Origin of the sequence: Sodalis sp. RH15, from assembly GCF_047324255.1 — a bacterium.
Taxonomy (GTDB): Bacteria; Pseudomonadota; Gammaproteobacteria; order Enterobacterales; family Enterobacteriaceae; genus Acerihabitans; species Acerihabitans ligni.
The window spans coordinates 3,059,226-3,071,786 of the sequence record NZ_CP178738.1; the positions used below are offsets into that span (position 1 = coordinate 3,059,226).

Here is a 12,561-nt window from a genome sequence, read left to right on the forward strand (position 1 = left end):
GCCTTTACTATTTTCTTTGCCGCCAGATCGTCCGCTGCCCGTATTTATCGCCGGGAACGCCGGCTTCTCTCCTTACGGACTTAAAACAAATTTCCAGGCTGCACAAGGCTGTAATACCCGGCAATCCGCCGGCAGAGGCGCTATCGGATGACCTGCCTGACCCGGTAAAACGGCCCGCGGCGTTTACAAGCAAAAGTCATTAATGTTTACATTTGCAATATCGAATGCGCTTCCCATTAAGAGCCTATGCTGGAATGGTATAATCTGGAGAAAACATAGCGGCAGCCTGGTGCCAGGTTTATGATCCGACTAAAACAACACAGCAGGAGGCAGATAATGGACTCGGCCTCAAAAGAGCCGGCGGGGCTGTTTGATCCTGCAAATGCACGTGCCGATGCTTCGCGCATCCACCGTTTGACATTGACCAAGAGGAGTCGCGGCATATGACAATGCGGCGGGCGACGGCGCAGGATGTACCGGCCATCCTGGCATTGACGTGCGCCGCTTATGCCAAGTGGATTCCGGTGATTGGCCGCAAGCCCAAACCCATGGTGGCCGACTACGCCGCCGCCGTCAGCGAACATTTTATCGATTTGTTCTATACAGGCGCCACCCTGGCCGCGTTGATTGAAACGATACCGGCGTCTGATCATCTGCTCATTGAAAACATCGCCGTCGCGCCGGAGCAGCAGGGTAAAGGGTATGGACGCCAGCTTATGGGCCATGGAGAGAAATTAGCACTCTCCCTCGGGGTAAAGGAGATCAGGCTATACACAAACCAGCTCTTCAGGGAAAATGTGAGATTCTATTTGCGGTTAGGCTACCGATTGGACCGTGAAGAGCCTTTCAGCGGCGGCGTTGTGGTTTATATGAAAAAATCGCTCTGTTAACACCGGCTATTGCGGCGTTATTTTTTTTACGATGACGTAATTTCTGGTATAGGGCTATATTTCATATTATAATTTTCACCCTAAAAAGACCAATTAATTACGTAAATAATTACTAAATAAATTGAATGCAAAGCATTGTTTCTCCAATGGATATCTATGTCATAATAATATTCTCAAACTCACTTAATAGATGTGAATAATATGGATAGTATTGGTAATGCAAAAAAACCATTACGCCTATATTTGGCTTGTTAATGAAAAATGAGAAAACGGGAAACTTTCTGGGATCACGGAAAATATTCGGCTAGCAAAGACTCAAATGGAATGGCAATGATATTAAGGAACGTTGATGAATTCATTGAATATGCCGGTTTGGAAAAAATATTCGGAAATTGAACAGCAGCTGTTATCCAATGATATGTCGCCACAAGGGCAGCAGGAAATGGAGCTATTGTTCGGCGTACTGCGGCATGCGCGCAATGAGCCCCGGCGGCGAATCGCGTCCTCGGCTCCTGATACCGCCGTCAGTGGCAAGGGCATCTTTATGGGCTTGCTTTATGCCGGCGGCCTGCTGGGACGGATGGGCCGGGTTTCCGAGGCATGGTCATCCATTGCCGGAAAAGAAAACGGTTCGGGCGGGTTAATGAACCCGACGACGGAGCCGATGGCGGAACATGGCCCCTATACCGCCTGGAGCGGCCTGCACAAGGACATTGATGGTCCCGGCCCGGTAATAGCGGCTCCTGCAGCCGCCGCGGCGTACCGGGAGCGTCGCGAAACGGCGCGAGGGCATCGCTTTCCCGCGCCGGATGTGACGCGGCAGAATAATCATATCGCCCGATTACTGAATTTGACGACGGCGGCCGGCAACGGCAAGGCACAGAATCGTTCCGAGCCGGACAATCCTTATATACTGGTGAAACGCGCGGCGGGATCGCTTGCGGGCAGACCTGAAGGGTTGGCCAAAATGGCCTTTACCTTATTACAGGGGTCCGGTCTATATGGCGCTTCTCCCGGCGAAAAAATGACGCAAAACGTCATGCATAAAATCGTTAATGATTGGAGCATGAATAATTTGTTCGGCTCCTCCGTTGAAACATTTGTGGTGCGGCAAATGGCGGATGTCATTGCCGCACAAGTTAACGGCCACCGGCAAACCATCATCGCTTTTGATATCAAAACCTGCCGTGACGCGGTATTTAAAAAGCTCTTGCCGTTACAGGACGTTGGAGCAGAGGAGGATGGCAAGAGCAATCCGGCTTATCAATATGTGCTCGACAAGATTATTGTCCCGTCGCTGCCCACGCTGTTTTTTGCCGGAGGCGATAGCATGGAAATGGGCACTCTGGACTGGTGCTATCTGCATATCGGACTCGCTTTTGCCGCCAAAAACGCGGTAGACATCGGCGATATGGCCCTGCGGGACGTCATTGAAATCGGCTGTTCAATATCGGCCATGCTAATGATGGGTTCATTGCCGGCCGGAGTAATAGAACTTTTTGGCTTCCCGGCGGTGCTGCATTATCTCAAATCAGGTCTTGATAAAGATAAAATCGCCGACCTGCTTATTGATTGGCGAGATGAAGACATTAAGCAGATCGCGCTGCAGCACTTTTTTTCCGCGGGGGAAACCAGGGAGTATGCGGTTAATCCATTCAGGCAATTCGGCAAAGCTATCAGCGGCTATAAATCACGCACGGAACTGGCCAAGGAGATATTGACAAAGCTCTGTGGCGAGCTGAAGCCGGAGGAATTTACGACCTTGGTGGAAAATTATAAAACCAACGCGAAAGATTATCATTGTCCCTCCGCGTTACACCACAACGGGCACCATCCCTCAACTTGTCTGCCGAATCTCAATCAGGCCTTTGATCAACAAAATGAAGTTATTACCGCGAAATTTGTCGTTATCGATCGGCTAATGATTCTGGATGTCATGGCGCAGCTCTCCGAGGATGAGAAGCAATTTCTTATCATGTCGACGATCAGGACGGCAGGAGCGGATTTCTCACGGCTAAATTATCTGACCGGGTTGCCGGAGGAATATTTTATCAACGGAGCGAAACCGGCGGTGCAGCTCTTGCCGGGCATCGACCTCTTTTTGGCCTCCACGGCGAAAGCGGAGCATATCTTTGCCCTCGGTCGCGATGAGTCGGGCTATTGGCTCAAACGTATCGATCGGCGGCTGGAAAACTATTTTCCGCTGATGGAAAAGAATGTGGCGGGAGAGTATCGATTCTATCGACTTAACATTTATTCCAGCGAGGGAACAGGGGGTGTTTATAAGACCGCGGGTAAAGACGTGGATGCTCTCTGTGAAGCCCTTGTCGCGCTGCACGGTAAAAAACTGTCAACGCAGCTTTATACCCGGGGTTATGAAGAGACCACCCGTGAAGCCTTCAACCATTTCATGCTGTCATTTATTCCTTTTTATCACTGTGCCGCCTGGGACCCCCACCGGCGGGAACAGGCGTTGATATCGTGCGTAACGGACGGCCTCACTCTGGTACCGCTGGCCAGTCAGGTCGCCAGCCAGTCCATGCGCATTCTGTTGAAAACCGGGTTGGGCGGCGCGGCTTCCCTGCGGGCGGGCGCGGCGGGCCTGAAGGCAGGTTATACCGTGGGCGGCGCCTTAAACACCGTTTTCCGGACGTTTGTTGAACTTGCCCTGGTATCGGCGTCGGAAGAGCTGGACCGCCAGATGCTGACCGGTTTGCTGCTGGATCTGGCCCGGGCCTTCGATCCCGGCATCGAGGCGGCAGGCATGCTGGGCCAGGCTGCGTTCCGCCAGACGCAACAAGCTATCAGGCTATTGCGTAACCATAGCCCGTCCATGGAAAAGTTTTTTTTGAAAATGGACCATGCCGCACCGGCTGATAAGCTGCCTGTCGGTCCGGAGGGGTATACAACCGCTCGTCTGGCGGGCTTAAATGATGATATTCCCATCGTGATGCTGGGGGGTGACCGGTATCTTGACCAGCCGGTGTACGCCAGGATAAGTCCCCATACCGGCGACGTTATCGGCAGAAAGTATACTTTATCCGCAGATAATCAATTGGCGGCCATCCCCACGCCGGCGGCAGTGCGCTTGAGGAATATTTTATCTCATGGATTGAGCGGGCGGGGCGCCTCGGCGGCGGCCAGGGTTTGGCAACAGCAGAAAAGCATCGACACCCTGTCCCAGGTGCATCTGAACGGTGTGGAATGCACAGCGCATATATCGCGGTACGGCGAGCCGGGGGGCGAACATTTGCTGTTTCCCGAGCAGGGTATTCCGTTGGCTCAGGAATCGCTGGATATAGACGCTTATGTGCGAATGGTGAAGGCATTGCCTGCGAGGGAGAGGATGGCATTGCGTTTTTGGACATGGCACAACGAAGACAGTATTAGTTATATTGAGGGTTCAATGACGATTGAACTGACGGGGAATATGCCCTCCAAGAGAAGGATAAATGAAAATCTCTGGCACGACATCCCGGTAAACGATTGGCAATTTTCCGACAAACACAGTTATTTATCTATGGTTAACTTAATTAAACGTTCGCTCCCCCGGCAATCAGGAAATTATCTGGGTATGGGGCAATATCCTTTAGGGTTTACTATTCCATGGGGCGAAAGTATTGGTCCTGGTGATATCGTCACCAATTACCCTACCTTTTTAACCGTTCACGCGCGAGATCTTTATGCAAAAAAATTTACCGCCCTAACCGATGGTGAAGGACTATCGGGTAAGAAACACAGGCAGGCTTTGCTCTATTTTAAAATCGAGAATGGACGGCAATGTATTCCCCTGCTGAGCGATACCGTTACCGCCGACGGCGAATTGACCCTCAATGGCTACGATATCAACCTTAGGGAATATTTATATCCGCCCAATACATTTTTCCGCGTCAAAAGTATTGCTACCGCTTATATGATTGAAGGAGAAATGCACCCGGCGCAGCGTATCGGCGTGGTGCTGGAAGAACTTACCGGTCCGGTAAACGAGGCGAAAAATATTCATACCGGCGAAAGTGTGCCGGTGACCAGCGAGGATTGGACAAACATGGTCAAACAATACCATATGTCGCTCATATAGGCAGCAGATGTGGTCAATCTCCGCGATGGTCGGCAGGATGCTAAGTTGACTTAGATTAAGGCTTGACGGGCTGAAATTACACCAGCCCTCAATAACTGTTATCACAACACTCTGGATGATGTCCGGAAGAACGTTTTTATAGAATCACTGTGGACGGCAATCGACAGTTTCAGCTATTTAATGGATGGTAATTTTGATCATATCAGACGTGAAATCAACAAAATCCGAATACAGTACGAAAATCAATGAAAATAGACAGCAGGATAACGTTTTATCAACGTTATTGCGGGTTAATGCCTCGGATGTCTGTTTTCATCCCACCAAGGCAATATACTCAAGCACTCCAGGATTAGGCGAAACAGAATGGTTTTTCCATGAGAGCGGGGCAAGTATGGTGAATCTTGCCCTAAGGCAATTTCATGTTAAACATCTTTGTAAAAAATTCACGCCCAGTACCGCGTCATTTATGATCTCGTATGAAAAAAACTCGCGCCCGCCGTTTATTGAGGTTTATGGCAGAGGCAGAATGATGCCCTACGCTGAAGGAGAAATTATCGTGCTGAATACCGAAGCGATGGCTATCACCTTTTGGGCAGGGGGTATCTATAAAATGCGAAACGTCACCGGCATTGAGCTTTTTGGCCTAGAGTGCGAGACGTCCCGCTTTTCAGAACAAAAGCTGTCCGGGCCATGCTCTGGTCAACCGTGGGTTGAATCCGACGGCCTTGACGTTACCGTCCGCCAATGGCGGCAACCGTGATTTGCGCTTCAGAGGGGGGGGCTTTATTATCGGGACAACAGTGCTTAACCGGTATGTTGCGCCGGACTGGCGGTTATAGGTGGGCCCGGTTTCAGCAGTAGGGCCTCATACATTAATAAGCCAATGATAATAAGGGCCTTAATTCCATGAAGAAAATCGGTTTTTTGTCGTTCGGCCATTGGACTCCTTCACCGCAATCCGGTACCCGCTCCGCCGCTGACGCGCTGCTGCAATCCATTGAACTTGCCGTGGCCGCGGAGGAGTTGGGGGCGGACGGCGCCTATTTCCGGGTGCATCACTTTGCCCGCCAGCTCAGTTCCCCCTTTGCCCTGCTGGCGGCGGTGGGCGCCCGAACCAGCCGCATCGAGATTGGCACCGGCGTTATCGATATGCGCTATGAAAATCCCCATTACATGGCCGAAGACGCCGGCGCGGCCGATCTTATCTCCGGCGGACGCCTGCAGTTGGGCATCAGCCGCGGCTCCCCGGAACAGGTCATAGACGGCTGGCGCCATTTTGGCTATCAGCCCGCCGAAGGCGAGTCGGACGCCGACATGGGACGACGCCATACCGAGGTCTTGCTTGACCTTCTGCGAGGGGAGGGTTTCGCCAAGCCCAACCCGCAGCCGATGTTCCCGAACCCACCGGGCTTATTGCGCCTCGAGCCCTTTTCCGCCGGCCTGCGGGACCGGATTTGGTGGGGCGCCGGCTCCAATGCCACCGCGGTCTGGGCAGCCAAATTGGGTATGAATCTGCAAAGTTCAACGCTTAAGGACGACGAAACCGGGGAACCTTTCCACATTCAGCAGGCCAAGCAAATTCGGGCCTACCGTGCCGCGTGGCGGGAAGCCGGTCACGCGCGCGAGCCCAGGGTGTCGGTGAGCCGCAGTATCTTCGCCCTGATGGATGAGCGGGATCGCGCCTATTTCGGCAATAGCAGCCGCGATGGCGACCAAATCGGTTTTCTTGATGAAAAGACCCGGGCTATATTTGGCCGCGGCTACGCCGCCGAACCGGATGTCCTGATCGCGGAGCTAAAACAGGATGAAGCCATAGCCGAAGCCGACACCTTGCTGTTGACCGTGCCTAACCAATTGGGGGTCGACTATAACGTTCACGCCATCGAGTCAATCCTGACCCATGTGGCGCCCGGCCTGGGATGGCGCTGAACGATAAAAAAAAGCGGCCAACAGATCTCTGTTAGCCGCGAAAGCGTTGCCTGGCGTCAGGCCTGGTCTAGCGTCTTTCGATAACGACGGGGTGATGTCTTTTAATCGGGTGTTTTACCACATGATGGCGATGCTTATGGACCACAACGACCTTTTCATGCCTGACGGGAGCTGCCCAGCTTATGGTGGTTATCGGCAGCGTAAAAACGGCTAAAGCCAAGCAAAGTGCAATTTTCTTCATGGTGTTCTCTGTTGAAGATAGTTAAGAAAGTTGATTATAGATCGTAATGCGTTTTTGTATGCCGGACTATTCCTTATTTTAATTCAGGTTCCATAAAATTTACCGCCGCCGCCGCCGCCGCCGCCGCCGCCGCCGCCGCCGCCGCCAGTGCCGCCGGCGGCGATCTGGGTATTTTTTATTTTAACGCCGCCATAATTTCTTGCTGGCGATATCCGCCCCGGCCCGCAGTGCCCTGAACTTCTCCCGGACGATAGTGGGATGCACCTCGGTTTTATAGGTTGCCTGTGAAGAGAAGCCGCAATCAGCTCCTGCCAGCACATTGTCTCTTCCGACGCGCTCAGCGAAACGAATCAAGCGTTCAGCGATGAGCTCAGGGTGTTCGACGGTATTACTGGCGTGGCAGATAACCCCCGGGATGAGGCGTTTCCCTTCCGGCAGTTTCACCTGTTCCCATATATGGTATTCATGTTCATGGCGAACATTCCCGGCTTCAAAGGAGTAATCCGAGACATTAAGATCCAGCATATAGCGTACAAATTCGATAAAAGGCACGTCATGGATACGCGGCCCCTCATTGATGCTATAGCAGGTATGATAGCGTATTTTTTCCTGGGGAATTCCGCGCAGCGCATGATTCAGAATGGTGACATAATCAGTGGCTTTCTGACGGATCTGGACGCTGGTGAGATGCCGGTCGGCAAAAAGATCGGGTAAAAAGGGATCGTCAATCTGCAGGGTAAATCCGGCATCGATAATGGCTTTATATTCGACTCGCAGGGCTTCGGCAATAGCTGACAGATAGTCCCCCTCATTTTCATAAAAAGCGTTGCTGCCGACGCCTGTGGGCGCCACCGAAGGAACAAAGGCGGAATGAGCGGGAGTGATTTTCAGCGCATCCGCCAGATTGCCCAGATCGCGCTTGAGCTGCGCGACGCCATGATAGGACACCGGCCCGGTACAGACGACCGGAACAAAAGGCACCAGGTTTCCTCCCAGCATTGCTTTGCCGAAATACTCGCTGTAATACTCGGGAAACGCTTCGACTTCAGCTTCAAAAGCGGCATAACCCGCTCCCGGACGAGGCTCGAAACCGGAGATACGATCGCGGACGTAGGCGAAAAAACCCACTTTGGACATTTCGCCGTCCGTGACAATATCAATCCCATCAGCCAATTGCTGCTGAACTGACTCGATCACCGATTCCCGGATGCAATTTTCAAGTTCGGCCCGATTGTCCGTGCCTTCGATATTGGCCTTCATAAGATCCAGCAATCGAGTCGGGCGCGGCAGGCTGCCGACATGGGTGGTTAAAATGCGAGGTTCTTGTTGCGACACGTGCAGACTCCTCTGAGATAATTTTTTCTATTATGAGTGGATGAAACCACCGCGGTTATTCTAGGGGAGGAAGGGTGAATTGTCGACCGCCAATAATACCGGGACAGCGTCACGGTGATGTTAATAACAGAGATTCACGGAACGAATTCAATCGCATTTAATCATGACGGATAATTAATCGCCGCCGGCCATTTATTGCGAAGGAGGGTAGGGGAAATAATCTTTCCCTTAAATAGGGCGTTGCCGGCCGCAACAATAGGCGATGAAAGTCCACCCATCAAAATGAATTATTGATAAGTGACTTGATCAAGATCAATAAAAAAATAATGCTTTCTAATTAATGAATAATTGTCATGTTCAGGGTTTATCCTGTCTTATAATGGTAAATATCCGCAATACAGGCGCCGTTCTAAGGGAATAGACTGAAATCCTAACGTTAAACAAAGGGATCGTCCGTTGAAAATCAAAACATCCTATGGTCTGAGTTGGCTGTCGCTGGCCGTCATTGTCGTGGCCGGCCTGGCGCTGTGGCGGGTTGTGCCCCCCACCGGACTCAGTGTCCACGCCTGGCATTCAGCGGTGATATTTGTGGCCACCATTATCGCCATTGTGGCTAACGTCCTGCCCATCGGCGCCATAGGCATTATCAGCATCACTCTTTTTGCGCTGACCTATGCCGCCGGCGACAAGAGCGCCGAAGGCGCCATCGTTACGGCGCTAAGCGAACTTAACAGTTCTCTGATTTGGCTTATCGTCGTGGCCTTTATGATTGCGCGCGGGTTTATCAAAACCGGCCTCGGGCGACGGCTGGCCCTGATGCTGATTCGGCTGCTGGGAAAACGTACCCTCGGCCTGGCTTACGGGCTGGCGTTCGCCGATCTGCTGCTGGCGCCGGCAATGCCCAGCAATACCGCGCGCTGCGGCGGGGTAATTTATCCCATCGCCGATTCGCTGGCGCGCAGCTTTGATTCTCATCCCGATAACGCATCGCGCAGTAAAATCGGCACGTTCCTGATCGTTTGCATCGGCAATGTCAACGATATCACCTCCGCGCTGTTTATGACCGCCTATACCGGCAACCTGCTGGCGGTGAAACTGGCAGCCGACGCCGGCGTGTCTATCTCTTGGTTCGAATGGTTTCTCGCCGCCGTGGTGCCCTGCGCGGTGTCGCTCGTCATTGTGCCGCCATGCGTTTATTTCCTGGTGCGCCCGGAGATTAAAAAGACGCCGGATGCGCCTAAGTTCGCCGCCGCCGAGCTGGAAAAAATGGGCCCGCTGGGCCGTTCGGAGTGGCTGATGGTCGTCACGGTATTACTGCTGCTGATACTGTGGATTTTTGGCTCAACCCTCGGGGTGGATCCCACCACCGGTTCGTTTGTCGGCCTGTCGTTTCTCTTGCTGACCGGCGTGTTGACCTGGGAAGATATCAAAAGCGAAAAGGGCGCCTGGGACACCCTGGTATGGTTCGCCGCATTGCTGATGATGGCCAACAAGCTGAAGGATCTGGGATTCACTACCTGGTTCGGCAATGTGGTAGGCTCGAATATCGGCCATCTGATGTCCGGCACGCATTGGGTGTGGGTGTTGCTGCTGTTAAATGCCGCCTATATGTACACCCATTACTTCTTTGCCAGCGGCAACGCGCAGATCGCCGCGCTGTATGCGGTGTTTCTGGCCGTCGGCATAGAGCTTGGCATTCCGGCGCTGCCGATGGCCTTTATGCTGGCATTTACCAGCAGCCTGTATTGCTCCCTGACCCAATATACCCATGCGCGCGGTCCCATCCTGTTTGGCGCCGGCTATGTGCCCACCAATGTCTGGTGGCGCACCGGTTTTATCATCAGCATAATCAACCAGGCGATATTCATGGCGGTGGGACTGGCCTGGTGGCGGATTCTAGGACTGTTTTAGCCGGCGATTGATTATTGATGTCCGCCCGCCGGCAGCGAATAGTCCATCCGCTTCAGATCGTCCAGCAGCCCCGGGCCGGTCGGCTCCCAGCCGAGCTGTTCGCGGGTCCATGCGCCGGAAGCCCGCAGGTCCATGCCCGCGAACATGGCGAACCAGCCGAAATGCTGCGGCGCCTGTTCGGGCGATAGGGACACCACCGGCACACCGAGTCCTGCTCCTACCACCTCCGTTATGATGCGCGCGCAAACGCCCTCCTCGGCAACGGCATGATACCTGTCCCCCCGGCGCCCCTGGTCCAGGACCAGCGCATAGAGCTTCGCCACATCCAGCACATGGGCCGCCGGCCAGCGGTTGGCTCCTTCGCCGACATAGGCCGCCACGCCTTTCTCCCGGCAGATCGCGATGAAGGGCGAGATAAGCCCCTGCTTGAACGTATCGTGGACCTGCGGAAGCCGCACCACGCGCACGTCGACGCCGGCCGCCAGCAGTGTATTGCCCTCCAGCTCGGAGGCCACGCGCGGATTGGGGTTGTTGGCGTTGAACACGTCTTCCGTCGCCGGCCGGCCCAGTCCGGCATCGCCCATGCCGGTTCCGGATGTTATGATGAGGGGCCGGGCGGAGCCTTTGAGAACGGAACCCAAGGCGTTAATGACCCGCCTGTCCTTTTCGCAATTGGCCACAAAGCGCGAAAAGTCATGATCGAATGCGGTATGAATAACCGCATCGGCCTTGGCCGCGCCGTCGCGAAGGCTGTCCAGATCCTCCAGATCGCCGCGATGCGCTTGCGCGCCGGCGGCCTCCAGGGACCGGGCGCCGGCATCCGATCTCGCCAGACCGAGGACGTGATGCCCGGCGGCAAGCAGTTCGGGTACGATGCGTGATCCGATGAAACCGGTCGCACCAGTAAGAAATACGCGCATAGAATACCTCCAGTGTTGTGTGAAGGAAGTGTTGCCTGAAAGCGGCCGCTATAAAAGTAGTGAGTTTATCGTAGTATAAATAGCAACAGGATCGCGTCGCCGGAGGGATTGCCACGGGGCGGGCCATCAACGTAAAAACGCCCGGAATCCGGCGATTTTCAGGGCGTTAGCCCATCGGCTCCCACCCTGGCAGCGATAACCGTCTTGATTGACACCGAATACACTACGCGGATATTGCCCAGTAACAATAAATAGTGTGGCATAATGGAGGCAGTCTGGCATATGCGAGATAACAGATAAAGCGACTCATCAGTGCTACAAGATAGATCCTTCGCGGCAAATATAGTGCGCAGGTCATTCCCTCATGCGCTGAAATAAGGTACAAGGCTGCATGAAAATACCAAATAGAATCCAACCGCTGGTGGCTGACGGTCTGATAGACGATGTGGTCCGTCGATTGAAAAGCGGCAAAGAAGCCGACGTTTACACTGTGTTATGCGGTGAAGAGATCCGTTGCGCCAAAGTTTACAAAGAAGCCACGCAGCGTAGCTTCAAGCAGGCCGTGCAGTATCAGGAAGGCCGTAAAGTCCGTAACAGCCGCAACGCGCGGGCTATGCAAAAAGGCACAAAGTTCGGCCGCAAGCAGCAGGAAGAGTCCTGGCAGACGGCGGAAGTCAATGCGCTATTCCTGCTGGCGGATGCCGGGGTGCGGGTACCGCAGCCCTATATCTGTCTGGACGGAGTGCTGCTGATGGAGCTTATCACCGACGCCGACGGCGTGGTCGCGCCGCGTCTGAGCGAAGTGATTCTGACGGAAGATGAAGCGGTAGCCGATTTCGACACCATGATCCGCAATATCGTACGAATGCTGTGCGCCGGTATCGTGCATGGGGATTTATCAGAATTCAACGTGCTGATGGACGCCAAAGGGCCGGTCATTATCGACCTGCCCCAGGCGGTGGATGCCGCGGCGAACAACCACGCCGAATCCATGTTCGAACGGGATGTCAACAACATGACCGAATACTACGGCCGGTTCGCGCCGCGGCTGCTGGAAACCCGTTATGCGAAAGAAATCTGGGCGCTGTATGAAGACGGGAAGCTGACACCGGAAACCATTCTCACCGGGCGGTTCGCTGAAAATACCCAGAAAGCCGATGTGGATTCATTGCTCGATGAAATCATTTCCGCTGAATATGAATACTACGATCGCCAGCGGGCACAGAAGGAGCGCGACCTTTAAAGCCCGCCGGGATG

8 protein-coding genes are annotated in these 12,561 nt (G+C 53.6%); 6 read left to right on the plus strand and 2 right to left on the minus strand.

Annotation, left to right across the window (positions count from 1 at the left end; all coding sequences use genetic code 11):
- The first annotated feature begins 443 nt into the window (after positions 1-443).
- The 4 genes from ACL2XO_RS14030 (at position 444) to ACL2XO_RS14045 (ending at position 6,897) form a co-directional block, all read left to right on the plus strand.
- Positions 444-890 carry a GNAT family N-acetyltransferase gene (locus ACL2XO_RS14030; RefSeq protein ID WP_132921752.1) on the plus strand — a complete coding sequence of 149 codons (447 nt, stop codon included), beginning with the start codon at positions 444-446 and terminating at the stop codon, positions 888-890.
- 349 nt (positions 891-1,239) lie between these two features.
- Entirely contained in the window at positions 1,240-4,968 is a 3,729-nt protein-coding gene (locus ACL2XO_RS14035) for a hypothetical protein (RefSeq protein WP_413742993.1), read from the plus strand.
- 193 nt (positions 4,969-5,161) lie between these two features.
- Positions 5,162-5,728 (plus strand): hypothetical protein, encoded by a 567-nt coding sequence (locus tag ACL2XO_RS14040; RefSeq protein WP_413724353.1) that lies wholly within the window; start codon positions 5,162-5,164, stop codon positions 5,726-5,728.
- Between the two features lie 146 nt (positions 5,729-5,874).
- Positions 5,875-6,897 (plus strand): LLM class flavin-dependent oxidoreductase, encoded by a 1,023-nt coding sequence (locus ACL2XO_RS14045; protein ID WP_132921749.1) that lies wholly within the window; start codon positions 5,875-5,877, stop codon positions 6,895-6,897.
- Positions 6,898-7,318: 421 nt separating this feature from the next.
- On the opposite strand, the gene ACL2XO_RS14050 is transcribed toward ACL2XO_RS14045, so the two are convergent.
- Positions 7,319-8,473, minus strand: a complete 1,155-nt coding sequence (locus ACL2XO_RS14050; RefSeq protein WP_413742994.1) for a cobalamin-independent methionine synthase II family protein — start codon at positions 8,471-8,473, stop codon at positions 7,319-7,321.
- A 456-nt stretch (positions 8,474-8,929) separates the two neighbouring features.
- Between ACL2XO_RS14050 and ACL2XO_RS14055 the strand changes: the two genes are divergently transcribed.
- On the plus strand, positions 8,930-10,384 hold the full coding sequence (locus tag ACL2XO_RS14055) for a DASS family sodium-coupled anion symporter (protein ID WP_132921747.1): 1,455 nt from the start codon (positions 8,930-8,932) through the stop codon (positions 10,382-10,384).
- An 11-nt stretch (positions 10,385-10,395) separates the two neighbouring features.
- Here the strand turns inward: ACL2XO_RS14055 and ACL2XO_RS14060 are convergent, their stop codons facing one another.
- Complete coding sequence (locus ACL2XO_RS14060; protein WP_413724355.1) at positions 10,396-11,304, minus strand: SDR family oxidoreductase; 909 nt, start codon at positions 11,302-11,304, stop codon at positions 10,396-10,398.
- Between the two features lie 391 nt (positions 11,305-11,695).
- Here ACL2XO_RS14060 and ACL2XO_RS14065 point away from each other — a divergent pair, with 391 nt between their 5' ends.
- A complete protein-coding gene (locus ACL2XO_RS14065) occupies positions 11,696-12,547 on the plus strand; it encodes a PA4780 family RIO1-like protein kinase (RefSeq protein WP_132921745.1) in 852 nt (283 codons plus the stop codon).
- Positions 12,548-12,561 lie beyond the last annotated feature (14 nt).

Bases quoted from the DNA above. Each gene is read 5' to 3' on its own strand.
- ACL2XO_RS14030 (WP_132921752.1), top strand. From the start codon at position 444: ATGACAATGCGGCGGGCGACGGCGCAGGATGTACCGGCCATCCTGGCA.
- ACL2XO_RS14035 (WP_413742993.1), top strand. From the start codon at position 1,240: ATGAATTCATTGAATATGCCGGTTTGGAAAAAATATTCGGAAATTGAA.
- ACL2XO_RS14045 (WP_132921749.1), top strand. From the start codon at position 5,875: ATGAAGAAAATCGGTTTTTTGTCGTTCGGCCATTGGACTCCTTCACCG.
- ACL2XO_RS14060 (WP_413724355.1), bottom strand. From the start codon at position 11,304: ATGCGCGTATTTCTTACTGGTGCGACCGGTTTCATCGGATCACGCATC.
- ACL2XO_RS14065 (WP_132921745.1), top strand. From the start codon at position 11,696: ATGAAAATACCAAATAGAATCCAACCGCTGGTGGCTGACGGTCTGATA.